The 25536-nt window shown below is 69.9% G+C and carries 20 protein-coding genes and 2 pseudogenes; 9 read left to right on the top strand and 13 right to left on the bottom strand.

Going from position 1 to position 25536, the window contains the following annotated elements; genetic code table 11:
- Nucleotides 1-104: 104 nt before the first annotated feature.
- Nucleotides 105-1346 carry an iron uptake transporter deferrochelatase/peroxidase subunit gene (gene efeB, locus IZR01_RS26660; RefSeq protein WP_194894804.1) on the bottom strand — a complete coding sequence of 414 codons (1242 nt, stop codon included), beginning with the start codon at nt 1344-1346 and terminating at the stop codon, nt 105-107.
- A gap of 55 nt (nt 1347-1401) precedes the next feature.
- The gene (locus tag IZR01_RS26655; protein WP_194925441.1) at nt 1402-2625 is read right to left on the bottom strand and encodes an EfeM/EfeO family lipoprotein; all 1224 of its coding nucleotides are present in this window, start codon (nt 2623-2625) and stop codon (nt 1402-1404) included.
- Between the two features lie 160 nt (nt 2626-2785).
- On the opposite strand from IZR01_RS26655, the gene IZR01_RS26650 reads away from it, so the two are divergent.
- From IZR01_RS26650 to IZR01_RS26640, 3 genes are all read left to right on the top strand, one after another.
- Nucleotides 2786-3358: a SigE family RNA polymerase sigma factor gene (locus IZR01_RS26650; RefSeq protein ID WP_369125499.1), complete on the top strand. Its 573-nt coding sequence runs from the start codon at nt 2786-2788 to the stop codon at nt 3356-3358.
- 28 nt (nt 3359-3386) lie between these two features.
- Complete coding sequence (locus tag IZR01_RS26645; RefSeq protein ID WP_194925439.1) at nt 3387-4100, top strand: hypothetical protein; 714 nt, start codon at nt 3387-3389, stop codon at nt 4098-4100.
- A gap of 221 nt (nt 4101-4321) precedes the next feature.
- Nucleotides 4322-4519, top strand: coding sequence for a hypothetical protein (locus tag IZR01_RS26640; RefSeq protein WP_194894800.1), 198 nt, complete (start codon nt 4322-4324; stop codon nt 4517-4519).
- A gap of 4 nt (nt 4520-4523) precedes the next feature.
- Here IZR01_RS26640 and IZR01_RS26635 read toward each other — a convergent pair whose 3' ends face one another.
- From IZR01_RS26635 to IZR01_RS26615, 5 genes are all read right to left on the bottom strand, one after another.
- The gene (locus IZR01_RS26635) at nt 4524-5132 is read right to left on the bottom strand and encodes a hypothetical protein (protein ID WP_194925438.1); all 609 of its coding nucleotides are present in this window, start codon (nt 5130-5132) and stop codon (nt 4524-4526) included.
- Between the two features lie 69 nt (nt 5133-5201).
- On the bottom strand, nt 5202-6737 hold the full coding sequence (locus IZR01_RS26630) for an MFS transporter (RefSeq protein ID WP_194894798.1): 1536 nt from the start codon (nt 6735-6737) through the stop codon (nt 5202-5204).
- A complete protein-coding gene (locus IZR01_RS26625) occupies nt 6734-7405 on the bottom strand; it encodes a TetR/AcrR family transcriptional regulator (protein ID WP_194894797.1) in 672 nt (223 codons plus the stop codon). Before IZR01_RS26625 ends, IZR01_RS26630 begins: the two co-directional genes overlap by 4 nt.
- A gap of 166 nt (nt 7406-7571) precedes the next feature.
- Nucleotides 7572-8342, bottom strand: a complete 771-nt coding sequence (locus IZR01_RS26620) for an NYN domain-containing protein (RefSeq protein WP_194894796.1) — start codon at nt 8340-8342, stop codon at nt 7572-7574.
- A 34-nt stretch (nt 8343-8376) separates the two neighbouring features.
- Nucleotides 8377-9579, bottom strand: coding sequence for an ROK family transcriptional regulator (locus IZR01_RS26615; RefSeq protein WP_194925437.1), 1203 nt, complete (start codon nt 9577-9579; stop codon nt 8377-8379).
- A 143-nt stretch (nt 9580-9722) separates the two neighbouring features.
- Here IZR01_RS26615 and IZR01_RS26610 point away from each other — a divergent pair, with 143 nt between their 5' ends.
- Nucleotides 9723-14312, top strand: coding sequence for a glycoside hydrolase family 3 C-terminal domain-containing protein (locus IZR01_RS26610; RefSeq protein WP_194925436.1), 4590 nt, complete (start codon nt 9723-9725; stop codon nt 14310-14312).
- A gap of 85 nt (nt 14313-14397) precedes the next feature.
- Here IZR01_RS26610 and tmpA read toward each other — a convergent pair.
- Nucleotides 14398-15495 (bottom strand): annotated as a pseudogene (gene tmpA, locus IZR01_RS26605) (2-trimethylaminoethylphosphonate dioxygenase); the annotation flags it as partial.
- An 18-nt stretch (nt 15496-15513) separates the two neighbouring features.
- Entirely contained in the window at nt 15514-16260 is a 747-nt protein-coding gene (locus tag IZR01_RS26600) for a GntR family transcriptional regulator (protein ID WP_194925434.1), read from the bottom strand.
- Between the two features lie 170 nt (nt 16261-16430).
- Here IZR01_RS26600 and wsfD point away from each other — a divergent pair, with 170 nt between their 5' ends.
- A complete protein-coding gene (wsfD, locus tag IZR01_RS26595; protein WP_438939707.1) occupies nt 16431-18050 on the top strand; it encodes a glycan biosynthesis hexose transferase WsfD in 1620 nt (539 codons plus the stop codon).
- Entirely contained in the window at nt 17998-18849 is an 852-nt protein-coding gene (locus tag IZR01_RS26590; RefSeq protein ID WP_194925432.1) for a hypothetical protein, read from the top strand. The genes wsfD and IZR01_RS26590 overlap by 53 nt, the downstream gene beginning before the upstream one ends.
- 30 nt (nt 18850-18879) lie before the next feature.
- Here IZR01_RS26590 and IZR01_RS26585 read toward each other — a convergent pair whose 3' ends face one another.
- Both IZR01_RS26585 and IZR01_RS26580 read right to left on the bottom strand, forming a co-directional pair.
- On the bottom strand, nt 18880-19695 hold the full coding sequence (locus IZR01_RS26585) for a sensor domain-containing protein (RefSeq protein ID WP_228560292.1): 816 nt from the start codon (nt 19693-19695) through the stop codon (nt 18880-18882).
- Between the two features lie 96 nt (nt 19696-19791).
- The gene (locus IZR01_RS26580; protein ID WP_194894788.1) at nt 19792-20688 is read right to left on the bottom strand and encodes a LysR family transcriptional regulator; all 897 of its coding nucleotides are present in this window, start codon (nt 20686-20688) and stop codon (nt 19792-19794) included.
- Between the two features lie 105 nt (nt 20689-20793).
- Here IZR01_RS26580 and IZR01_RS54405 point away from each other — a divergent pair.
- The 3 genes and pseudogenes from IZR01_RS54405 to IZR01_RS26565 all read left to right on the top strand — a co-directional run bounded on the left by IZR01_RS54405 (nt 20794) and on the right by IZR01_RS26565 (nt 23535).
- Nucleotides 20794-21358: pseudogene (locus IZR01_RS54405) on the top strand (UbiX family flavin prenyltransferase).
- Nucleotide 21359: 1 nt separating this feature from the next.
- Nucleotides 21360-22862 (top strand): UbiD family decarboxylase, encoded by a 1503-nt coding sequence (locus IZR01_RS26570; protein WP_228560290.1) that lies wholly within the window; start codon nt 21360-21362, stop codon nt 22860-22862.
- A gap of 145 nt (nt 22863-23007) precedes the next feature.
- Nucleotides 23008-23535, top strand: a complete 528-nt coding sequence (locus tag IZR01_RS26565; protein WP_228560288.1) for a hypothetical protein — start codon at nt 23008-23010, stop codon at nt 23533-23535.
- Between the two features lie 86 nt (nt 23536-23621).
- On the opposite strand, the gene IZR01_RS26560 is transcribed toward IZR01_RS26565, so the two are convergent.
- On the bottom strand, nt 23622-24653 hold the full coding sequence (locus IZR01_RS26560) for an SMI1/KNR4 family protein (protein ID WP_194925429.1): 1032 nt from the start codon (nt 24651-24653) through the stop codon (nt 23622-23624).
- Nucleotides 24654-24774: 121 nt separating this feature from the next.
- The coding region (locus tag IZR01_RS26555) for a tetratricopeptide repeat protein (protein WP_194925428.1) at nt 24775-25536 on the bottom strand (762 nt) is incomplete at its 5' end.

The following is a 25536-nucleotide window of genomic DNA, read 5'->3' as shown; positions in this document are numbered from 1 at the left end:
CTCTCCAGAGGCGGTCTTGCCTGTGTATCGGGGGTCAGTCTCGACAACCGCAGTGAACGCGCCGGGAATCTCATGAGAATTCTGAGGCTCTGTGCCGCCGACGGTCAGGCCAACAATGCCGACCCGAAGAAGTCCGAACCCGACGAAACGCCGGGAAGCACCAGGAAGTACCCGCCGCCGAACGGCGAGATGTAGTCGTCCAGCGGCTCCCCGCTCAGCCGGTTCTGCACCGTCTCGAACTGCCGGTGGACGTCCTGCTGGTAGCACGTGAAGATCAGGCCCATGTCGAGGTTGCCGTTCGGATCGACGCCGCGGTCGTAGTTGTGGCCGCGCCGCAGGATTCGCGAACTGTCGGTCGCCGCGGAGCGCGGATTGGCCAGCCGGATGTGACTGGTCAGCGGGATCGTCTCACCGGTGGCGTCGTTGGAGTAGTTCGGCGCGTCGGTCTCGACGTGCCCGGACAGCGGGGCCCCGCTGCCGCGCCGCCGGCCGAACATGTTCTCCTGCTCCCCGAGCGAGACCCGGTCCCAGAACTCGGTCAGCATCCTGATCAGCCGCACACTCAGGTAGCTGCCGCCGGTCGTCCACGCCGGGTTCTTCGCCGGGTCCACCCACACCAGCCGGCTCATCTGCGCCGGATCGGTGACGTCCGGGTTGGCGGTGCCGTCCATGAACCCGAAGTGGTTGCGCGGCGTCCCCGAGGGCCGGGGCGGGCTGACGGAGCCGTCGATCCGCCACCGGATCTGCGCGGCGCCGCGGACACCGCGCATGATGTCGCGCAGCGCGTGCAGCACGGCGTCGCCGTGGTCGGCGGAGAGCTGGAGGCTCAGATCGCCGTGGCACTGCGCCTGGTCGAGGTCGTCGTTCGGGAAGACCGGCATCGGGAACAGCCCGTCGGGCTTGCGCGCGGCCAGCCCGAAGCGGTCGTCGAACAACGAGGAGCCGACGCCGAGGGTCACCGTGAGGTTGTCGGCGACGACCTCGGGGCCCAGCGTGCCGGAATCGGTCGGCGGCCCGCTGACGCCCGCCTGGTCCGGCAGGCCGCCGGAGGTGAGGAACGCGGCGCGGGCGCTGATGGTGCCGAACAGCTCGGTGAGCCCGGCCTTGTCGGTCGCGGTGACGTCGAGCGCCAGCATGATCGTGGCCGGCGCGGCGGACCGGAGGACCGCGGCCTGGTGCGGGCCGTGGAACGAGGGCGCGGCGGCGGTGGCGGCTTCGGCGGTGGCGGCGGCCGAGGCCGGGTCGCGGGTCAGCGCCAGGCCGGTGCCGGCGGTGGTCGCGGCGGCCGCCACGCCGCCGATACCGGCGGCGCGAAGCAGGGACCGGCGTCCGATCGGGGCGGTCATCGGGGGCTCCCTGGTGAGATCTGGAACGAAGCAGGTGATGCGATGCGGGCGGCCATCACGACTTGTCCAACCGCGGCTCGCAGATCGTCGCGACCGGCGCCAGCAACTCCACCGCACCGCCGGCCGCCGAGTTCAGCGCCTCCCGCTGCGCGGTCGTGAGCTGGGCCGGCGGCGTCCACGACCCGTCGGCGTGGTGCTGCGCCTGGACCAGCCCGCGCAGCCGGGTCAGCGCGGCGTCGATCCGCGGCAGGTCGGGGTCGCGCGGCGTGAGGATCGGCCGCAGGATGTCCAGCAGCGACTGGGTGCCGTCGATGTTCGCCTCGATGGTCGCCAGCGTCGTGCCGCTGCCCTGGTCGCTCTGGCCGGACAGCTCGAAGCGGACCGCGTCCTCCAGGATCTCGTGCGTCCGCAGGCCCAGCTGCAACGGGTCGATCTGGTCGCCGGGGAACTCGGTCGCCAACTTGTCCACCGACGTCGCCAGATCCCCGGCCGGACCCGCCAGCTGCGCGGCGCTCTGACCGTGCCAGAGCCCGTACTCAAGGCGGTGGAAGCCACCGAAGCCCGAGTCCCCGACGCCGCCGGGAAGGTCGTTCGGCAGGCCGTCGATCGCGTCGCCGAGGTCACCGAAGGCGTCGTAGGCGCCGCCGAGGCGCTCGTACTGCTGGTGCGCCGGGACCCAGTCGGTCCGCGCGGCGTCGAGGTCCCCGGCGGCGATGTCCGCCTGGAGCTTCTGGACCAACGGTTTCAGCTGCGCCAGACCGCCCTCGACGTAGGCCTGGTAGGCCTTCACCGGCGCGGTCAGGTCCTCGCGCGACACCGGCAGCACACCGGGCGTCGTCACCCCGGCCATCGACGCGGACGCGCTTCCGGTGACCCGGACCGGCGGCCCGGTGACCGGATCGGCGTCGGCCGGCCAGCAGCGCAGGGCGTAGGTACCGTCGCCGAGCACGACCGGCATCTGGTCGCTGGTCCCGGCGGCCAGCCCGACGATCTCCCCGTAGATCGCGCCGCTGTCCGGGTTGACCAGGTAGACCTCGGTGGTCTGGATACCGGTGTTGGCGATCAGCAGGTTCTGCTTGCCCGGCTTGGCCGAAGTCCAGTCGGCGCCGCAGTCGTAGGCGTCGACGGTCAGCGCGTTGGCGGGCAGACCGGCGGCGTATTCGGGCTTCGCGGGCGTGTGGTGCATCGAGGTGCCGACGAGCGCGCCGACGACCGCGACGGCGGTGGTGAGCGCCAGGACGACCTTCGGCGAAGCCAGCCAGGGCGGGATCTTGGACAAGGGGAGCCCCATCATGGCGAGCGTCCGGAACGGTTTCGCCGCCGAGCTTAGGGGATCCTTGGTTGGCGGACGCCAGTTGGACGTGGAATTCATCGTGGCTTCGCCGAGTGTTGGCTTCGGGCGCGGAATCCGCCGCCGGCGACACGGAATTTCGTCGCCGGTGACGCAGACCCGGATCGCCGTTTCGCGCGTCTGTGAGTGCGTGGGACGACAAAGCGAGCGAACCGAGCTTGACGCGGACTTCACGGAGTTCGTGGAGGCGAACGCTCACCGCATCCGTGCGCTGGCCCAGTGGCTGAGCGGCGATCCGGACCGGGCCGCCGATCTGGCGCAGTCGGCGTTGGAACGGACGTATGCGCGGTGGGGACGCATCCAGTCCGGCGATCCGATGGCGTATGTCCGCAAGGCCCTGCTGAACCAGCAGCGCGACTGGTGGCGCCGTCGGCAGCACCGCCCGGAGTGGCCGACGGCCGAGGTACCGGACGTCAGCTCGCCGGAGGACCACGCGGCCAGCCACGCACAGCGCGACGTGATGTTGGCCGCGCTGGGCCGACTGACGCGCCGGGAGCGGCAGGTGCTGGTGCTGCGCTACTACGCGGATCTGAGCGACGCCCAGATAGCCGCCGAGATCGGCGTCGCGGTGGGCACGGTCAAGAGCACTTCGGCACGGGGGCTGCGCAAAATGCGCGCCCTGTTGGACTCGGCCGGGGCACCCGTTCCGGCTGATTGGTAAGACCGTTCTGCTGATTCAGAGGTGGTGTATGGAAACAAACGACGGTTTCGAAGAGCAAATGCGGCACGTCCTGCACGGCGACGACGGCCGGTCGGCCGGCTTCACGGCGGCGCAGGTCATCGCCGGGAGCCGACACCGGCGTCGGGCGCGCACGGCGGCCGTCTCCGGCGTGGCGCTGGTCGCGGCCGGGGCGGTGGCGGTGGTGCCGAGCGCGCTGGTCGGCGGGCACGGCCACGGCGGCGCGGTGTCGGCCGGCTCGGGGCTGCCGGCCCCGATCGCGGTCACCAGCCGGACTCTGCCGGCGCCCGCCTCACCGCCCTCCTCGCCGATGACGCCGGCGACCTCCGCGCCGACCGTGCGCGTGGTACAGCCGGGGAAGATCCCGCTCGCGGACGGGACCTCGATCACGCTGACCACGGATTCGGTGACCTTCACCTGCCCCGGCGGCCGGGTCGGGCCGCAGTCCACCGACAACGGCGTCCAGCCGTCGATCAGTGTGCTGATCTGCGGGAGGCTGTTGGGCGGGGTGTACAACGGCGGCAGCGTGCCCGCCTCGGGCGAGGTGACCGTGAACGGGACGGTCCACCCCGCGACGGTCCTCACGCTGGTCGGGCATCCGGGCTGGAGCTTGGTCTACGTGGACCTGGCCGTCGCCCCGCCGCCGCCTGCCTCCGTGGCGACCAGTGTCTATGACGCCGCCGGGCACCTCCTGGCGTCGTCCACGACGCCGCGGGGGCGCTGAGGTCTGCCGGTTCGGGTTGTGCCGGGCGTCTGAACCGCCCGGCACAACCGCGGATCCAGGCACGGGGCCATGGATGCTGCATTCTGTCACTCCCGGCAGCGCCGTCCCCCGAAAGGTACAGCTCCGGTCAGCGGCGGCCCGCAGCACGCGCGATGCTGGTACTGGTGCCCGAAGCGGGTGCCTGGACGCCGTCCACCAGGCCCGCGGCAGGAGTGTTCGTCATGGATGTCCGCTACAAGCACCCGAGCCGGGCCAGCCTCCGGGCCTTCGAGGACCGCCAGGCCCGGCGTCAGCGGAACCGCACGGTAGGCGCCGTGGTCGGTGGTGTGTCCGTGGCGGTGGCGGCCGCTGCGGCCGTGCTGCGGGCGGCCGGCGTGGGCGGTCCGTCGGCCGGGCAGCAGCACCGCGACTCCGACTGACCGCTCATTCGCTCACAGCTGCTTCCGGCCCGGCCATATCTGGCACAGCTGTATCCGGCACCGTCGGCACCGTCGGCTCGATGGAGTAGAACAGCGGAATCCGGTACAGCGCCGGCGGCTCGCCGGGCAGCCCGAGCTCGTGCCAGCGCCGCCGGATCGCCACCCGGACCAGCTTGCGGGCCCGATGCAACAGGAACAGCGCGAGCGGCACCTCGGCGAACGCCGCCGAGGCCAGGCTGCCCCACACGTCCGACGTTCCCCAGTCCAGCACTATGTCGAACCAGGCGTCGCACAGCAGCAGCGTCGCGGTGAACACCGCGAGCACGACGACGATCTGCCGCCGCAGCATGGCCGCCACGATGGTCCCGGTCAGGGACAGCAGCAGCAGGATGTCGAAGCCGACCCAGGCCGCGGACCAGGCCTTCGAGCGGTAGCCGGTCGGCATGGAGATCGCCAGGTAGACGATCCAGGCACCGAGCCCGGTACAGCAGGCCACGAGCACGGTGAGCAGGCGCGAGCGCAGGCGTCGCACGCGCTGCGGGTTGCTGCCGAGTTCCCGGGCCGCGTCGAGCAGAAATCCGGAGTGAATAGGAGTCTTGGTTGCCGTGTGCATGGCGGTCTCCCCCAGGGCCCGGCCGTGGCGGCGGGTGGTGCCACGGCCGGGCGGATCGTGCTGTGGGTGTCAGTGTGCGAAGACCGGTACCGCGTCCTCGGCGGTCTCGGTGTGGTCGGCCCCGGAGTTTCCGGAGCCGGCGGCGGGTGCGCCGGTCTGCGGCCGGGCGTTGATCAGCGTCGCGGCCACCAGGGCGGCCAGTGTCAGCAGCCCTGCGGCGATCCAGTAGGCGATGGAGAAACCGTGGACCATGGCCGACAGCTTCAGCTGCGCGCCGCCGGCCGCGGAGTGGACGCCCGCGGCGTGGTCCTTGGCGTAGTTCGCGGTGGCGCTGTTGGCGATCGTGCTCAGCAGCGAGGTGCCGATCGCGCCGCCGACCTGCTGGGAGGTGCTGACCATCGCCGAGGCGACACCGGCGTCCTGCGGCCGGACGCCGTGGGTCGCCACGTTCATGGCCGGCATGAACACCAGGCCCATGCCGAAGCCGAGCATCAGCAGTGCGGGCAGCACGGTGGTGGTGTAGGAGCCGGCGACCGAGATCTGGGTCAAGATCAGCATCGCCGCCGCGGCGATCGCCGCACCGGGCACCATCAGGAACTTGGTCGGGACCTTCGGCAACAGCCGGACCGCGACCTGGGTGGCGCCGAGCATCATGCCGACGACCATCGGCAGGAACGCCAGACCGCTCTTGAGCGGGCTGTAGCCCAGCACGACCTGCAGGTAGTAGGTGAGGAACAGGAACGCGCCGAACATCGCGACCACCGCGAGACCGATGGTCAGGTACGCACCGCCGCGGTTGCGGTCTGTGATGACGCGGAGCGGGAGCAGCGGGCTGGCCACGCGGGTCTGGGAGAAGATGAACGCGGCGAGCAGCACCACGGAGCCGATGATGAAGCCGAGCGTGGTGGTGGAGCTCCAACCGTCGGTCTCGGCCTTGTTGAATCCGTAGACCAGCGAGGCCAGGCCGGCGCCGGCCAGCACGATGCCGAGGATGTCCAGACGGTTGTGGTTGCGGGTGCCCTCGGGCTCCTTGATCTCGAAGATCGCGCCGGCCACGGCGACCACGGCGAACAGGACGTTGACGTACAGCGTCCAGCGCCAGTTCGCGTACTCGGTGAGCACCCCGCCCAGCAGCAGGCCGACGGCCGCGCCGCCGCCGGAGATCGCGCCGTAGATGCCGAAGGCCTTGGCGCGCTCCTTCGGCTGGGTGAAGGTGACGGTCAGCAGCGACAGCGCCGCCGGGGCCAGGATCGCGCCGAACGCACCCTGCAGGGCGCGGGCGCCGAGCAGCATGCTGGTGTTGACGGCCGCGCCGCCGAGCGCCGAGGCGCCGGCGAAGCCGATCAGGCCGATGAGGAAGGCCCGGCGCCGGCCCCAGCGGTCGGAGATGCGGCCGCCGAACAGCAGCAGCCCGCCGAAGGCCAGGGCGTAGGCGGTGACCACCCACTGCCGGTTGGCGTCGGAGATGCCCAGGTCGCGCTGGGCGGAGGGGAGGGCGATGTTCACGATGGTGCCGTCGAGGACGACCATCAGCTGGGCCAGGGCGATGAAGGCCAGGGCCCGCCACCGCCTCGGGTCGAGGGTCTGGGCTATGGACTCGGTCATGACGAGGTAGTCCTTGTCTGGGTGTGGCTGGTGTTCGGGTTCTGGGCCGCCTCGCCCTGCGCGCAGGGCTTGGTGAGCGGCAGGACGATCTGGTCGAGGATGGTGAGGATGAACGCCGGATCCGGCGGTCGGCCGGTGAGGATCAGCCGGTGGAAGACCATGGACGGGACGATGTCGGACAGCAGCTCGTAGTTCGGGACCGGCGCGATCTCGCCGCGCTGGATCGCCCGGTCGAAGACCGCCCGGTACACCGCCTTGCGCGGTGCGATGAACAGCTCGGCGAACGCCTCGCGGAGTTTGGCGTCGTGGACCAGGCCCGAAACCAGACCGGCCTGGACGTCGGTCCGGAACGTGTCGTCCACGTCGTTGAAGTGACAGGTGAGCTCGACCAGATCGCCGCGCAGGGTCCCGGTGTCCGGCTGCGTGGGGGCGGCCTTCATCCGGCCGACCGCGTCCACGACCAGCTCCGCCTTGCCGGCCCAGCGCCGGTAGCACGTGGCCTTCCCGGCGCCGGCCCGGGCGGCCACGGCGTCGATGGTCAGCCGGTCGTAGCCGACCTCGGCCAGCACCTCCAGGGCGGCCTGGCGCAGGGCGTCGTCCCGGGACGCGTCGCGCTTGCGCCCGGGGGTGTGGACCGACTCCTGGGCCTGTGCCACCTGGCTGGTCATCGGTGCTCGCCTCTCAATGCTGAACGAGTTTGTATCGAAACGGGAGCGTCTCGGAACTCCATCGTATCGAAACTAGCCCGTTTCGCAAAAGCGGAATCCGGGGTGACGCACATCACCCCAGGTCAGCGGGTTGCTGACCTGGGGTGATGCGTTGAGGAACCGGCGGCTACTGCTCCGAGCGGGACTCGTAGCGCTTGTCCCGGATATAGATCTGGGCCGGCGCGCCCGCTCCGGCGCTCCGGCGGTCGACGTCGAACAGGCCGGTCGCCGTCACCAGGTTGCTGAGCTTGGGGTAGCCGTAGGTGCGGGAGTCGAAGTCCGGCTGCTGATTGGTCAGGATCTGGCCCACGCCGGACAGACCGGCCCAGCCGTCCTCGTCGCTGGCCGCCTCCACCACCGTCCGCAGCAGGCTGACGAGCTTCGCGTCGCCGCGTAGCTTGGCCGCCGTGCTCTTCGCGGTCGGCTTCGCCGTAGTCTCCGGCACGACCTCGTCGGTGACCGCCAGGTTCTCGGTGTAGATGAACTTGTCGCACGCCGCGACGAACGGCTTCGGCGTCTTGCGCTCGCCGAACCCGTACACGATCAGGCCGGACTCCCGGATCCGGGCGGCCAACCGGGTGAAGTCGCTGTCCGAGGACACGATGCAGAACCCGTCGAAACGCCCGGAGTACAGCAGGTCCATGGCGTCGATCACCATCGCGGCGTCGGTGGCGTTCTTGCCGGAGGTGTAGGCGAACTGCTGGATCGGCTGGATGCTCAGCGTCAGCAGCTGTTCCTTCCAGCCCTTGAGGCTGGTCCCGGTCCAGTCGCCGTAGGCGCGCTTGACGTGCGCCGTGCCGTACTTGGCGATCTCCGCCAGCAGTGTCGGCGCGTTGCCCGGCTGGGCATTGTCCGCGTCGATCAGCACCGCGAGCTTGACCGCGTCTTCCGCGACCACGTGGTTCTCCCTCCGACAGCGTCCACGATAGCCGTCACTTCCCCAGCTGCTCGGGAACGCCGTCGAGGACGAGGGCTGCCGCGCCGCGCGCCCCGGCGCTGTCGCCGAGCAGGCTCGGGACGATCCGCAGGCGTTGGTGCAGCGAGCCCATGGTGCCCCGGTTCAGCGTGCGGCGCATCGGCTCCAGCAGCGCCTCGCCGGCCTCGACCAGGTCGCCGCCGATGACCACGAGTTCCGGATTGAGCAGCGAGACGACGGTGGACAGCGCCCGGCCGACCGCCTCGCCGGCGTCCTCGACGGCCCGCAGCGCCCCGCGGTCGCCCCGGCGCAGCAGGGCGGCCAGGTCGACGCTGCCGACCGGCTGTCCCCAGCTCCGGGCCAGCAGCCCGGTGATCGCGGCCGGGCTGGCGACGGTCTCCAGGCAGCCGCGGCCGCCGCAGCGGCAGACCGCGCCGAACAGATCGACCACCACGTGCCCGAGTTCGCCGGCCAGCCCGAGATGGCCCAGGAGCATGCGGCCGTCGCTCATCATGCCGGCGCCGATGCCGGCGGCCAGCCGCACGTAGACCACGTTGGCGCAGTCGCGGGCCGCGCCGAAGCGCCGTTCGGCGAGCACGCCGGCGTTGGCGTCGTTGATGATCCGGGTCGGCAGCCCGGTCCGTTCGGCGAGCACGTCGGCCGGCCGGGTGCCGACCCAGCCGGGCATGATCCCCTCGGCCCGGAGGCCGCCGGTGGCCTTGTCGACGGGGCAGGCGATCCCGAGCCCCAGCCCCAGGATCTTCTCCGGCGGTACGGCCGTGTCCTGGACCGCGCTCGTGATGAGCCGCACGGCGGTGTCCAGCGCCCGCTCCGGATCGTCGTCGACGGCGATCGTCTCGGACCGGTCCCAGCGCGAGGTTCCGACGACATCGGTCAAAATAACGCGGACATGATCGTGCCCCACGTCGAGCCCGACCGCGTAGCCGGCCTCAGGGTCCAGAGACACCAGCTGAGGCGGCCGGCCGGCGCGCTGACCCGACGGCACGCCGTCGGCGCTCTCGCGCACCAGTCCGGCCGTGATCAGCTCCAGGATCACCGAGCCCACGGTGGCGCGGGCCAATCCGGTGCGGCGGACCAGTTCGGCCCGGGACAGCGCGGGGGCGTCGGTGAGGGCTTGCAGCACTCGGACCCGCCCCAGGCTGTGCAGGTTGACAGGGGTCTGGGCGGCGGCGTCTGGATCGGTGGCGGTCGGGTGCACGCCGAGCACCCTAGCAACGCCAGTAAAGCTCGATCTAGTCAAAACTGCTTCGTCACATGTTTCCAGTCTCTTGACTTTCGCGCATACTCGGCTGAATGTGATGGGCGGCGAGTGCTCCAGCAGGCATCCAGTTCGGAGGCGCAATGGAACAGCACAGACGCACCAAACGGCCCAGACTGCGCAGGACGGTCCACGCGACGGTGGCTCTCACCGTCGGCCTTGGCATCGCGGTATCCGCCGCCCCAGCCTCATCGGCCGGAGCCGGAGCCGGGGCCGGGGCCGCAACAGCCGGGGCCGCGGCGGCGAAGCGAGCGCAGCTGCCGATCTATCTCGACACCCACTACAGCGCCGAGGCCCGCGCCGCGGATCTGGTGTCCCGGATGACGCTCCCTGAGAAGGTGGCGCAGCTGAGCACCAACAGCGGGCCGGCGATCCCGCGGCTGGGAGTGCAGCAGTACACGTATTGGAGCGAGGGCCAGCACGGCGTCAACACGCTGGGCGCCAACCAGAACAACGACGGCAATGGCGGCGCGGTCCGCTCGACCAGCTTCCCGACGAACTTCGCCAGCACCATGTCCTGGGACCCGAGCCTGGTCTACCAGGAGACCACGGCGATCTCCGATGAGGCGCGCGGGTTCCTGGACAAGTCGCTGTTCGGCGTGAACCAGAACAACCTCGGGCCGTCGGCGAGCGATTACGGCAGCCTCACGTTCTGGGCCCCGACCGTGAACATGGACCGCGATCCCCGTTGGGGCCGCACCGATGAGGCATTCGGCGAGGATCCGTATCTGGTCTCGCAGATGGCCGGCGCGTTCGTCAACGGCTACGAGGGGAACACCCCGACCGGGCAGTCCGAGACCGGGTATCTCAAGGTCGCGGCCACGGCGAAGCACTACGCGCTGAACAACGTCGAGCAGGACCGCACCGGCGTCTCGTCCAACGTCAGCGACACCGACCTGCACGACTACTACACCAAGCAGTTCGCGAGCCTCATCCAGAACGCGCATGTCTCGGGCCTGATGACGTCGTACAACGCCATCAACGGGACCCCGTCCGTGGCCGACACGTACACCGCGAACCAGCTCGCGCAGCGTCAGTACGGCTTCAACGGCTACGTGACCTCCGACTGCGGCGCCATCGGCACGACCTACCAGACCTTCCCGAGCGGTCACGACTGGGCGCCGCCCGGCTGGAGCACCGACGGCAAGGGCTCCACCGGGACGTGGACGAACACCGCGACCGGGGCCACCGTCCCGGCTCAGGCCGGCGGCCAGGCGTACGCGCTGCGCGCGGGCACCGACCTGAACTGCTCCGGCGGCGAGAACACGTACGCTGACATCACGGCCGCGATCAGCGCCGGAATCCTCAGCGAGGGCGTCATCGACAACGCGCTCGTGAAGATCTTCACGGTGCGGATGCAGACCGGCGAGTTCGACCCCGCGGGCTCGAATCCGTACACGAACATCACCAAGGCGCAGATCCAGAGCCCGGCGCACCAGGCGCTGGCGACCGAGGTCGCCGACAACTCGCTGGTGCTGCTGAAGAACCAGCCGGCCACCGGGGCATCCACCTCGACGGCCGCCGCCAAGCCGCTGCTCCCGTTGTCCGCGGCCGCCACGAACAAGATCGTGATCGTCGGCGACATGGCGAACGCCGTGACCCTGGGCAACTACTCCAGCGATCCGACGCTCCAGGTCAGTCCGGTGCAGGGCATCACGGCCGCGGTGCGGAAGGCGAATCCCGGCGCGACCGTCACCTTCGACGCCTGCGGCACCTCCACCACGGCGACCACCGCGGCCACCTGCTCGGCGCAGACTCTCGCCGATGTGGCGAACGCCGACGCGGTCATCGTCTTCGCCGGCACCAACCAGCAGATCGCCGACGAGGGCAAGGACCGCACCACGATCGCCATGCCGGGCAACTACGACTCGCTGATCAGCCAGGTCGCGGCGGTCGGCAACCCGCGTATGGTGCTGGCGATCCAGTCCGGCGGCCCGGTGCGGATCGACGACGTGCAGAAGGACTTCCCGTCGATCGTGTTCAGCGGCTTCAACGGCGAGAGCCAGGGCACGGCCCTGGCCGACGTGCTGTTCGGCAAGCAGAACCCGGACGGGCACCTCGACTTCACCTGGTACGCCGACGACTCGCAGCTCCCTGCGATGTCGGACTACGGACTCACCCCGGCCGAGACCGGCGGGCTGGGCCGCACCTACATGTACTTCACCGGCACCCCCACCTACCCCTTCGGCTACGGCCTGAGCTATTCGACCTTCAGCTTCTCCGGCGTAAGCGCGGACCGCCGCACCGCCGACGCGAACGGCAGCCAGAGCGTCACCGTCACGGTGACGAATACCGGCAGCACAGCGGGCAGCACCGTGGCGCAGGTCTACGCGCAGCCGAAGTTCACGGTCGCCGGCCAGACCTTCCCGAAGGAGCAGCTGGTCGGCTTCCAGAAGAGCAAGGTACTGAAGCCGGGGGAGAGCCAGCGGCTCACGATCAGCGCGCAGATCCCCGATCTGGGCATCTGGAACCCGGACACCATGAACTCGGTGGTCTATGACGGCACCTACGGGTTCGAGGTCGGCGCCGACGCGGCGGATCTGCGCGGCGGCGTCGACGTCGCGGTGACCGGCACGCTGACGCCGCGGGTCAGCACTGTCTCCGTGCAGCCCGACCAGGTCGACTTCCAGGCCGGGCAGACGCTCGACCTCACCGGCAAGAACCCGTGGATCGCGGACGACACCACCGGCGTCGGCTCGGTTCCGCAGGGCCGGAACATGAGCGTCACGGCCGACGGCATCGTCGAGGCCGCGGATGCCGACGGCAGTTTCGCAGACCTCTCCAAGGCACACGTGAGCTACCGCAGCAGCGATCCGCGCGTAGCGACCGTCAACTCCAAGGGACTGGTCACGGCGGTCGGCACCGGAGCGGCGGACATCACGGTCACCGTCGACGGGGTCAGCGGATCGACGCCGATCGTCGTCGGCCACGCGGTGTCCGTCGCGACGCCCGCGCTCGCTCAGCCCGGCCAGGCCTCGACGGTCAGCACGACGTTCACCAACACCGCCGCGGCGTCGACCGGCTCCGGCGCGGTGACCGACGTCGCGATGAACCTCGACCTGCCCGCGGGCTGGACCGCGACCGCGACCAGCCCGGCGAACTTCGCCAGTGTCGCGCCCGGTCAGAAGGTGACCACCACCTGGTCGGTGACTGTTCCGAATGGTGCCGGGGGTACGTACACGCTGAACGCCGATGCGACCGTCGGCGGGAAGCATGACAGCACCGGCTACAGCCAACTGGCGGTGCCGTACACCTCGCTCCCGGCAGCCTTCAACAACGACGCGATCACCAACGACAGCAACCGCGGCGGCGCCGATCTGGACGGGGCCGGCGCGAGCTATTCGGCACAGGCCCTGGCCGCGGTCGGGGTGACGCCGGGAGCGCCGCTGGTGCACGACGGCCTCACCTTCACCTGGCCCCACCGACAGGTCGGCCAGTCTGACAACGTGGTCGCCGCCGGGCAGACCATCGACGTCTCCGGCTCGGGCTCCACGCTCGGCCTGCTGGGCACCAGCACCTGGGGACCCAGCACCGGCAGCGGCACGATCACCTACACCGACGGCAGCACCCAGCCCTACACGATCGGCTTCGGCGACTGGGCCAACGGCACCCCGCCGACCGGTGCCGACGTCGCGATCCGCGCGCCCTACGGCAACCAGCCGGGGAACCAAACCGGCTGGGCGGCGACCGTCGACTATTACCCGATCACGCTCGACCCGGCCAAGACCGTGCAGTCGATCACGCTGCCCAGTGGCAGCGCGCAACCGCACGGCGGGATCCCGGCGCTGCACATCTTCGCCATGTCCATCAAGTCCGACCAGCTTTCCGTCACCGCCCCGCCGGCCCTGGAAGCGGGCTCGTCGGGCACGGTGACCACGACGCTGGCGAACCCGTCGTCGGCCGCGCTGGCCACCGTGGCGCTCGCGTTGACGCTCCCCAGCGGCTGGACCGCGACGAACAGCACGCCGAACACGTTCGCCTCGGTGCCGGCCGGAGCGACGGTCTCGACGACCTGGTCGGTGTCGGTACCGGCGGCCCAACAGCCGGGATCGCACGTGATCGGGGTGACGGAGAGCGTCGGCGGCAGCCAGGCGGGCCTGTCCGGCACCCAGACCACGGTGGCCTACCCGTCGCTGACCGCCGGGTTCAACAACGTGTCCATCACGGACGACGCGAACCACGGTCCCGGCAACCTCGACGGCGGCGGCAACAGCTTCTCCGCCCAGGCACTGGCCGCGGCCGGACTGAACCCGGCGGGCCAGTTCACCTTCAACGGCCTCGTATTCACCTGGCCCGGTGCCGCCGCGGGCACCGCCGACAACATCGAGGCCGACGGTCGCTCGTTCAGTGTCGCCGGCAGCGGCACCACCCTCGGCTTCCTCGGCGCCGCCGCCAACGGCCAGTCGTCCGGCACCGCGACGATCACCTACACCGACGGCAGCACGCAGCCGTTCACGCTCGGGTTCGGCGACTGGGCCTCCACGTCGCCGTTCCCCGGTTCACAGGTCGCGGTGACATCGGCTTATGGAAACACCTCCAGCGGCACATCGCCGTGGAAGGCCTCGGTGTTCTACGACGGTGTGACGCTTCAGGCCGGGAAGACCGTCCAGTCGGTGACGCTGCCGGCCGGCACGTCCTCGCCGCTGCACGTGTTCACGGCGGCCATCGGCTGATCACGGTCGGCTGAGGTCTGTGGTGCCCCAGGTCGGTTTCGCCGATCTGGGGCACCACCCGTGATTCGGTTCTGCGGCCGGGGGATCAGCGAGCGCTTTCGGCGCGGGTCAGTACCTTGTGATTACTGGCCACGCCATCGAGATCTATGTAGCAGCCCTGGAGGTGGCGTCGGCCGTCGGCGGTGAACCCGGTGCGCGCGTGCAGGACGCGGGTGTTGTCGAAGATGACGCAGTCGCCGGGACCGAGCCGGAACCGGACCGCGGCCGCGGCGTCGTAGAGCAGGTCGGCGAAGGCCCGGTAGGCGGCGTAGAAGGTTTCGATGGCGTCGGGGCTGTCAGGGTCGTCGGGGTCGTCGGGGTTCACGCTGACCGGCTGCATGGACCGGTTGTTGAAACGAACCTCGCGGACGCGGCCTTTCGCGTCCAGGCCGATCAGCGGCTGGGTCGAGCTCAGGTCGGTGTTCGCGTCGCGGTATCGGAACGTCACCGGCGTCGTGGTGAGCGAGCGGAACGCCGCCGGGTCGGCCGCGCGCAGGCGGCCGGCCGCCTCGAACCCGTCGACCAGCGCCGAGTCGCCGCCCTCGGCCGCGTTGACCAGGCAGTGCAGGAGCTGGACGGTGGGCACCGGGTCCCGGTACGGGTTGTCGGTGTGCGGGGTGATCGGCAGGTTGGTGAAGGCCAGGTTGGTGGCCGCGGGTTCGGTGCGGACTTCGAAGAGCTCGCCGTAGTTGGTGGTGCGGACGTACCCGAATTCCGAGGCGACGCGCAGGACCGTGCAGTCTTGGACGGGGACGCCGTGGAGCACCGCGTAACCCTGGCGGAGTACCGCGTCGAGGCAGGCGGTCCTGATGTCGTCGGTGGTGAGGAAACCGTCCCACGCGAAGCGCGGAATCGGGTGGGACGCGCCGTGCCACAGCGTCTTCGCGTCCTCGGTCCGCGGGTTCGGTGTGGTGGCCGGCGCGGCCGGGTGGTGCGTGGCCAGCCATTCGCGGGGGAACGTCGCGACGTGGCCGTCCGGGGCGAACGTGAAGGTGAGGTGGTCCGGCGTCTCGTCGACGCCGCTCACCTCCGGGGCGATCGGCAGGTCGGTGATGCCGAACAGCTTCTGACCGCTGACCGGGTCCACGCACTCCGGACAGCGGCAGTTGTCGCGGAGCCAGATGGCTGGGATCTGCGTCATATTTCCGTCTCCCTGTTTTCGTTACCGGTCGCCGATGGAGCGCGCCAGCGGTGCGGACGCGACGGAGTTGCGCACGATGAACGCCATCGCGTCGCCGAGATAGCGGTCGTCGGACCATTCGAGCGGACTGCCGGAAGGGTCGGTGGTGCGCCGGTGCTCGCGCAGGAGCGCGGTGCCCACGGCCGTCTCCAGAAGTGCGGCGTCGGCGGGATCGGCGTTGATCGCGTCGATGGCGTGCTCGGCGTGCTCGAAGAAGATCCCGAACAGTTCCAGCGCGTCGCAGATGGACTCCCGGTCCAGATCGACGGTGGCGAGCAGGGTCCCGACCCGTTCCACGTAAGCGGTTCGCTCGATCATCACCGGACGCCCGGACAGCAGCCGGACGCGGGTCAGGCGGAAGAGCGGATCACCGATCGCCAGGCCCAGCTTCTCGGCCTCCCGCTCGTTCGCCGTGGCGCGCTCCAGGCTGACGGTGCGTCCGGAGGGGACCTCACCGATCAGCCGAGCCCACCGCGAGAAGGACCTCAGCTCGGCGAAGTTCTGCTCGCGCGGCCGGGCCAGGACGGTGCGCCGCGCGCCTTGGTGCGAGGCGATGACGCCTTCCTCGGTGAGCAGGGCGAACGCGCGGCGGACGGTGCTGCGGGAGACGCCGTACTCCTCGGCGATCTCGTGTTCCGACGGGAGCTTGGCGCCGAGCGGGTGGACTCCGTCGAGGACCGCCTTCCGTAGTCGCCCCGCCAACTGGCGGTACCCGAGGACCGTCGACATCCGTTGCCTCCGCTTGCTCCGCGCTGGCTTGCTTCACTCCGGCCAACTCGTAGGACCAAGGTAGCAGTTGTGGGACCAAGTTGGGTGACGGCCTCCCCATCGATGATCGCTCCATCGATGATCTTCGTTCCCGATACAACCCCGCCAGCTGGTCCGCCGGTTAGAGAAGGGTGAGGGTGATCGGGAGGGGAACGTCCTTTGCCTCGGTGGGACTGGGAGTGGCTTCAGCTGTGGCGATGGCTGTACGGCTGCTGATACCAGTCCCGGTGGGCATGGCCGACAACAACGACGGGTCTCGGCTGCTGTGCCTGGTCGGCGCGGACGCGCGGGTCGTCCACAGCGCACGAGTGCCGTTCTGGCGTTACGTCGTGGAGAACTATCCCGCTGTGGGGCCGCATCATCGATGTCAGTCGTATCCGTCCACGATGCTTCTTCCCGCCTGGCTCGCGACGGTGGTCCACAGGTACGTGCTCAGGCTTCCCGGCGTCATCGACCTGCGGGAGCTGGTCGTCGAGTACTGCGTCATCGTCGGGTTCGTGATGTGGGCGGCCTCGCGACTGGTACGCGGTCTGTCCGCGGCGCCGCGCGTCGTCGTCCTCGGTTCGTTGTTCTTGGTCCTGGCCGAGGCCACCTTCGCCGACTATGCGAACTCGCCCTATACGGAGACCGCCGCGATCTGGGGTCTTGCGGTGTTCGCGGTGGCAGGTGTCGCGGCCATGACCGAACATCGGAGACGACGCGCCGCATATGTCGTCGCGTGGTCGGGGGCACTGTTCGCCGTCGGTGCGAAGGTGGAAACCCTGACGCTGGTGGTGCCGTTGGGAGTCTTCTTCGCCGGCTGCCGAGGAGGGTGGCGCCGTCTCGGCCGACGTTCATCGGACCGCTATATCCCCGTGCTCGCCGTCGTCTCGCTCATCGGCGTGGCCATGTGGCAGGGCGGTGTCTTCGGGGGCGGCCCCGAGGACCAGCAGACGAACGTGCGGAACGAACTCACCATGACGCTCATGCCGTTGTCGGACGACCCGGGAGCCGTGGCCGCGGGGCTCGGGCTGCCGCGTTCCCTCGGTGCCTACAGCGGCGCCAGCATCTGGTCCGCGCATCCGATCCAGCAGGATCCCGCGTTCGACTCCTCGCGCGTCACCATCCCGCGCCTCGGCGGCTATCTCGCCACCCACCCCCGACTCGCGGCCCGGGTCTTGGCAAGCGGATCAGGGCCCTTCTTGCGCATGTTCCGCACCGGCTACTACATCGGCAACTACAGCGTGGCCGACAGCCGGGGGCAGGCCCAGCGGGAGGAGCACCGCGTCGCGGTCGTCTCCTGGGTGGCGAACCGTTTCGCCTGGGTCGGCTTCGGCGGCATCGTGGCGTACTGGATCGCCTGTCTCGCCGGGGCGATCGCCTTTCGCCGCCGTGGTGCGAAGGGCTCGCTCCGGCACGCATTCGCCACGGTCGCCCTCGTGCTCGCGGCCGGTTCGGTGTTCCAGTACCTGACCGCGGTCTTCGGGGAGGGCAACGAAGTCACGAAGCACTTGGCGATAAGCCTGTTCTGCGCGACGCTCGCGCCCCTGTGGATATTCGCGGCCGGGTTCGCGCGCGATGTTTCGTCCGAGTCCGAACCCTTACGGGCAACCGAAGCTGCCCGCGAGCCCGTCCTCGTGGACGTGTCGCCTCGACCCCCGCTGAACGAGAATCGTTCTCACCTATGGCATCTCCCGACCAGTAATGGAGTCGCCGACCATGCACAGCCACGGACGGGCCACCTCGGCGAACCGCGCACCCGAGGAGCGTGAGACCTCACGCCGGTCCGACAACCGCGCCCTGCGGACGGCCGCCGCCGCCCCTTTGTCCGCGCAGAATGTCCTCGCCCTTCAGCGGGCGGTCGGCAACGCGGCGGTCTCCCGCCTCGTCGAGGCCGAGCGGCACTCCCACGGCCCGAGCTGCGGCCATGCGGCGCCGGCCGCCACCGCGGACGCGTCCCGCGGCCCGGCCGCGGCTGCCCCGGTGCAGCGCGCGCGAGCCGCGGCCGCAGCCACAGGCGCGGCCGCGCCCGCGGCCGCCACCCCGGTGCAGCGCGCGAAGACCGAGGACGAGCGCGGCGCCCACCTCCGCCGCATCGAGATGGCCGAGACGGCCGCCACCCAACTGGCCGCCCGCATCCACGGGACGACCCTCGCCGACCACATCTTCGCCGGCCGGCCGATGAGCGGCGGACTGGACCGCAACGCCCCACAGGGCCTGCACGCCTACACCGACAAGAAGCTCCCGAGCGGCATCCAGGAGGTCCAGGCCGACCGGATCGGCAACCAGGACAAGGTCCACGTCATCACCTGGAAGTACGAGGGGCGCGACGCGACCAAGCGGAGCACGATGTTCCCCCGCTGGATGACCCGCGACCACGTCCTCGCCCTCATCGCCCTCCAGCGCGGCGGCAACGTCCAGGAGCTCCCGGTGAACGCCAGCAAGAACGTCCGCACCAGCGAGACGAAGCCGGTCAGCGCGCACGAGATCCGGACCCACATCCTGCGCGGCGTGGAGATCAACCTCCAGGTGGTCGGCGACACGGTCTACCCGACGCACTCCGCGTTCTGACGGACGCCTCTACCGGGTCTCGGCACGCCGTCAGCTCACACCCTGCGCGCTCTTCAACCGCCCGGCCTGGACATCGGAAAGGTGGGACAGAAGCGTCCCGCCCATCTGCTTCAGCACCGTGGGATCGGTCGACACCGGCCCGATGATGGCGACGACCGAGACCGCCGTGCCGACCGCGACCAGTTCGGCGGCCATCAGCTCGGCCTTGCCGTCGGCGGTCAGGTAGTCGATGTAGCCGGCCTGTCCGGCCCTGGCCAGTTCCGGGATCGCGCTGGGCGACATGGTGACAGAGCCGCCGCCCTGCTGTGGAACGGACAGGCTCTGGCAGCCCTTGAGTCCCGCGGCGAGGTCGGTGATCAGCGCCGAGGCCTCGGCGGCGGACGGGAACGTCATCACCGAGTCCTCGATCGAGTGGCCGTCACCGGCCTTCGTGAGCTCGCGGTCCACCTCGGCCGTCGTGCCGTACTTCGGAGACAGGGCTTCCTGCGCGTCTACGAAGGTCTGACAGGCACTGCCTCCGGTGGCCACCACGTCCTGGGCGTTTGTGGTCGCCTTGCTGTCCTGCGCGGGGTCGAAGGTGTAGCCGGCTTCGTCCTTGCCGGTCAGCAGGATCCGGTTGCTGATCTCGTCCGTCGTCAGCGTGGACCCGGAGGCGCCACCGGACGATGCGGCCTGCGCGGTCGGCGCCGAGGTTGTCGCGCTTGCGGCCGTACTCGCGCTTGTACTTGTCCTTGTACTCGCCGACGGTTTGGCGGCCTTCCCCGAACCGCCACTGCCACAGGCCGCCGCGCTCAGGACTATCGCAGCGAGGACGGCTATGGAAACGCCCTTGGTCCCGAACGGCATGGCGGTCAACATAGCAGCACACAGAGATGGCCGATATGAACAGCGATTGTCTATCCGGCTGTCTGCTCCTGTCAGCATTCACTTACGCTGTGCGATCTAGCGCCAGTCGTCGCGACGCGCGAGGTCTCGGGCGGCGCCGATCAGCACCGCGAGCGCGGCGGAGTCGTTGTCCCGCCGCCAGACCAGCTGCAAGTCGAGGGTCGGCAGATCGTCGCTGATCGCGACGGACGCGGTGCCGATCGGTCCGCGGCCGGCAACGCTCGCCGGCACCAGCGCGAAGCTGCGCTTGTCACTGAGGTCGAGGTGGCCCAGGCCGTGGACCGGACTCTCCCAGTATTCGAACCGCTCTCCGGTCACTTCCAGGGCCTTCATCATGAAGTCGTGGCGTCCGGGCGCCAAGCGGCGCGCCGGGTGGCACAACCGTTGTCCGGCGAACTCCCGCAACGCGACTTCGCCGCGGTCGGCTAGCGGATGGTGTTCGCAGACCACTGCGACGAGGCGTTCCACGCGCAGCAACTCGTGCCGGTAGGCGGGACGCTCGGGGATGTCGCGGGACAGTACGAGGTCGTATCCGCCGGCTGAAAGCGCCGCGTCCAGGGCCGGACTCCAGCCTTCGTGAACGTCGACGGTGACCCCGGGATGGCGCTGCGCCATCGCCGCGACCAGTTGCGGCACGGTGTCGAAGACCGCCGAGTGGATGTAGCCGACGCGCACGGTGCCGAGCTCGCCGCGCGCGGCCGCCGCGGTCTGCTCGATCATGCGGTCGGTCTCGGCCAGGATGCGGCGGGCCGAGGCGATGAACACCTGTCCGGCTTCGGTCAGGTGGACGGCCGGCCGCCGCCGGAACAGCGTCACGCCCAGTTCGCGCTCCAGGTCGCGAATCTGCCGGCTCAGCGGCGGCTGCGCCATCATCAGCCGCTCGGCCGCGCGCTGGAAACCGCCCTCCTCGGCCACGGCGACCGCGTAGCGCATGAGACGGAGATCGATCACCATACCCGGAGGGTATCCCGAGGTGCCGTAACCGGTCTTGGACTGGGCGCGGCACCCCGGATGAGACTGGGCTCGGTGATCAGGGCCACGGATACGGAGGCGACGAGGATGCAAGCCCCTCGGCTCGTGGTGGGAATCAGCGGCGCGACCGGGATCGCGTACGGCGTGCGGCTGCTCGAACTGGCGCGTAAGGCAGGGGTCGAGACACACCTGGTGGTCACCCCCGCCGGGCAGCAGACCCGCGCTCACGAGACCGATCTGTCGGCCCGCGACCTCGCGGCGATGGCCGACGTCTCCTACCGCGCGGCGGACATCGGTGCGGCGATCGCCTCGGCGATCCTTCCGGACCGCCGGGATGGTCGTGGCGCCGTGTTCCATCAGGACCTTGTCGGCGATCGCCTACTCCAACGGCGACAACCTGCTCACCCGCGCGGCGGATGTGACGCTGAAGGAGCGGCGCCGCCTGGTGCTGCTGGTCCGCGAGACGCCGCTGACCCTCGGGCATCTGCGGGCGATGACCGCCGTGACGGAGTCCGGGGGCATCGTCATGCCGCCGGTTCCGGCCTTCTACCTCCGTCCGCAGAGTGTGGACGACATCGTCGAGCACACCGTCGGGCGGGCTCTGGACCTGTTCGGGACCGACGTCCCGGACTTGCCCCGATGGGGCGGCTGACATGAGAGGAACACCGGTGAAGCACCTGCGCAGCCTGCGTGAGTTCATATCCGAGCTGGAAGACGTCGGCGAGGTTCAGTCGATCGACGCCGAGGTGGACTGGAACCTGGAGATCGGGGCGGTGATCCGCCGCTCCTATGACCTGCGGGCCCCGGCCCCGCTGTTCAGGAACATCAGGGGATATCAGGGGTCTGGGTTCCGCGTCCTGGGTGCGCCGGGCGGCCTGTCCGGCCCGACGCATCCCCTGGCCCGGATCGCGCTGGCGCTCGGGCTGCCCGCGGACACCGGCGGCCAGGAGATCATCGAGACCGTCGTCGCCGCGCGGGACAAGCCGGGGATCCCGCCGGTCGTCGTGGAACGGGCCGCGGCGCCGTGCAAGCAGAACGTGATGCTCGGCGACGACGTCGACCTGCTCCGGTTCCCGACGCCGCTGATCCACGGCAACGACGGCGGCCGCTACATCCAGACCTACGGGATGAACATCGCCAAGACCCCGGACGGTTCGTGGACCAACTGGTCGATCAACCGGATGATGATCCACGACGCGAACACCCTGGCCTGCCTCATCCCGGCACCGCAGCACCTGGGCGTCGTCCGCGCCCAATGGGCCGAGCGCGGCGAGCCGATGCCGGTCGCGCTGGCGCTCGGCGTCGAGCCGGGGCTGCCGTTCGTGGGCGCCTACCCGCTGCCGGAGGGCGCGGACGAGGCGTGCTTCCTCGGCGCACTGTTCGGCGAGGGCATCGAGGTCGTCCCGGCCGAGACCGTCGATCTGTTGGTGCCGGCCACCGCCGAGATCGTCGTCGAGGGCCACATCGCCTTCGACGAGACGGTGATGGAGGGCCCGATGAACGAGTACCCGGGCTACAACGCCACCGACCGCTCCCCGAAGCCGGTCTTCCACGTCACCGCGATCACCCACCGGGACAACGCGATCCTGCCCGTCGTCGCCGCCGGCCCGCCGGTGGAGGAGGACCACACGCTGTCCGGCACCATGCACGCCGCCGAGATACTGCACAAACTCCGCGCAGCCGGCCTGCCCGTCGCCTCGACCTGGTTCTCCTACGAATCCGCCATGCACTGGCTGATCATCGCCCTGCGCTCGGACTGGCCCGAGACCACCGCGATCCCCTCCGCCGACCTGGCCCGCAAGATCGGCGAAGTCGCTTTCGAAGGCAAGGCCGGCTACGGCGCCCCCAAAATCCTCCTGGTCGAGGACGACATCGACATCACCGACGTCAACGACGTCGTCTGGGCCTTCGCCACCCGAGCCCACCCGGAACACGGCGAGGTCCACTTCCCGGCCGAGCCACACGTGCAGCTGTCGGTGTACCTGTCGGAGGCCGAGGCGCACTCCTACCGAGCCGGAAAGGTGCTGTACAACTGCCTGCTCGCGGACCTCTTCCCGAACGGCGACCGCCCGGTCAAGGGCAGCTTCGCCAACGGCTGGCCGCAGGACGTGCGGCAGCGGGTGCTCGACCGCTGGCTGGAGTACGGGTACGAGTGAGCCTGAGGCCCGCGTCACGAGAACATGGGGGCGCCCAGATATACGTATCGCCCCTGCTACGGCCCAGGCACCACGGCTGCGTTCGACGGAACCCTTTCCTCGGCGAGCTGGACTCGTCTCCAGCGCTTCGAACATCATGGCCGTTGTGAACCTCGACGAAGCGGTGCCTGATCCTCCCGACCATGTGCACGAACGTTGGCGTAACCGCGAGGCCCCCGACGGAGACTTCATCGTGTACTCCGACGGCTCGCTGTCGGTGATGAGCCTGGTGCGACTCCGTGCGCATGACCAGCGCCACGATCCGCGGTCGGAGGACTGGCACTGGTCGGAGACCTTGCGGGCCACTGTGTGGCGGGCCAATGACTGGCTGGACGTCGACGGGACGATGGCCTCGTCCGGCCACGCCGGGTACCGTGCCCTCGCCGGGGAGTCGGCGAGCCACGGCAGCGTCGGCTGGGTCGCCCTGACCCTTGACGACGAGCAGCACACGCTCCAGTGGTTGGCAGTGGCGTGCTCGTCCAACCCGTTCGCCGAAGTCACCCTGGACGAGGCCACCGTCACCGCCACCAGCACCCTGGGACGCGTCTGGGCCTTCCCGCGCAGCGCCCCGCATCTGGTGGCGATCAGCGCGGACCCGGACTATCCATGGCCGCGCACTGTCGGGGAACGGTAGGGCTCTACATCGGTCGATGGCAGAGCCAGGCGGCGAGGTGCGTTCAGGCCCACCGTCGGCCCTGGGCGGCCTCGACGCTCTTACGGTTACTCGCCCTCGCCGGCCACAGCGGCAAGCTCGCCGAGCAACGCGGTGACGACGGTGCCGGTCAACCGATAGCCGTCGGCGTTCTCGACGATATGGCCCGAGGCGATGCGGGACTCCCACCACTGTTCGAGGAAACCGGGGCCGTACCCGCCGGTGCTGAAGCCGTACGGCTCGGACCCGAGGCTGAAGACGATCATGAGCTCGTAGTCCGGTAGCGCATAGGACCGCTCGTGCTGCGGAGGGGTCCTGAGGTACTGCTCGACAGAGCCGACTCGGTTGAAGCTGGTGAACAGCCAGAACAGGTAGTCGTACATCAGCATGGAGCGCGCGTCGGCATGCAGGGCGAAGAACCCCTTATCCTGCACGACGGCCTCCCCGAGCGCCCGCAGTCGGCGGTCCGCGTCGGGCAGAACGTCCGCGACCTCGCCGAAGGCACGCAGCAGGATCGGCGAGAAACTGCCCTCCCGCACCGTGGCCAGTGCGTCGAGCCGATCCTCCTCGGAGGTGTCGTAGACGGACTCATCGACCAGGCCCGTCACGAACGCCTCGAAGTTCTCCGCGACCCAGGTGATCGCGAAGTCGTGCTCCTGATCGACGTGCACCACAGCCGGCTCGCCATGCTTGCCGCACGCGCGGTAGTCGAGGGCGAGCATGTCATGGCCGGCCGAGGGCGTGTCCGCGAAATACACACCGATGTCGGGGTACCCCCACATCTCGACCCAGAACAGGCTGCCGAACTCACCCCCGAGCGATTGCGACCGGGCCCGTCCGATGCCCCGGATACCGCAGATCTCCAGATAGCTTTCAGCCCAGTCGGTCTCGGCCACGGGGAAGCACACCCGGGTCGGAACGCCGCCGTTGTGCGCGTCCATCAGCGCGACGTATGAGTCGGGCAGACGGTACCCGCCGAGCTCTTTCTCCAACGACGCGATCAACTCCCGCGAGGGTGGCGCCTCCTCTACGTACTCGCTAAGCGCGTACGCCGAGTCGTCCCAGAAACCAGCGACATCGAAGCCCTCGAAGTGTCCCACTGCGCCCTCCCGTACCCACCCGTTCAGGCGATTGTAGATTCGGTGCCAGGCCGACGGCGGCTCCAGCCCAAAACGGCCATGTCCTCGACTGCTGGATCGGGATGACGCTTGGAGCGTCAGGCTAATGCGCGTCGAGATCGGACAGCTGGGCCTGGACCCGTTCGATGGCCGGGCGCATGCCAAGGCGTCGGTAGATATGCAATGCCTGGTTCAGGTATGCCAGGCTCTGGGCGAGATCGCCGGTGGCCAGGTGGTGGTCGGCGATGCCCTCTAGAGAGATCGCCTCGTCGTCGGGTTTATGCAGTTCCCGGTTCATGGCCAGGGCCTGCTGGTATAGCGTGACGGCGCGGAGGCGGTCGCCGAGCGCGGCGATGGTGCCAGCATAGAAGTTCAGCACAGAGGCCTCGCTACTACGGTCACCAATCTGCTGGAGGATCTCCAGGGCTGGCGTCAGAGCGTCCTGCGCACCCGAATAGTCCCCGGTCGTAGCCCGTACCCGCCCCAGTTCGGTCAGGGCACTGGCCTCGCCGAGCCGGTTGCCGATCTGCCGGAAGACCCCCAGGGCCCGCGTCTGAGCGTCCTGCGCACCCGGATAGTCCCCGGCCATGCACCGCACCCGCCCCAGGTCCGTCAGGGCGGCGGCATGAGCGGCTGGATGGTTCTGATGGGCGGCCGTCTCAGCGCCCTGGTGGATCTGCAGGGCACGGGTCCAAGGGCCGTCGGAGAACAGGATCGCGGCCATGCTGGCGGACAAGGCGATCGTGTGGCGGTCGAGGTGGTGACTGTGGGCGTGGGTATAGGCAGCGTCCAGGTTGGCGTGTTCGGTACGCAGCCAGGCCCGTGCGGTCTCGGGGTCGGTCAGGTCGGGGGCGTGGGCCGGGGC

It is taken from the genome of Catenulispora pinisilvae, from assembly GCF_015356865.1.
GTDB classification, from domain to species: domain Bacteria; phylum Actinomycetota; class Actinomycetes; order Streptomycetales; family Catenulisporaceae; genus Catenulispora; species Catenulispora pinisilvae.
Note: the sequence above shows the minus strand (reverse complement) of the source record. Positions and strands in the feature narration are given on the sequence as shown.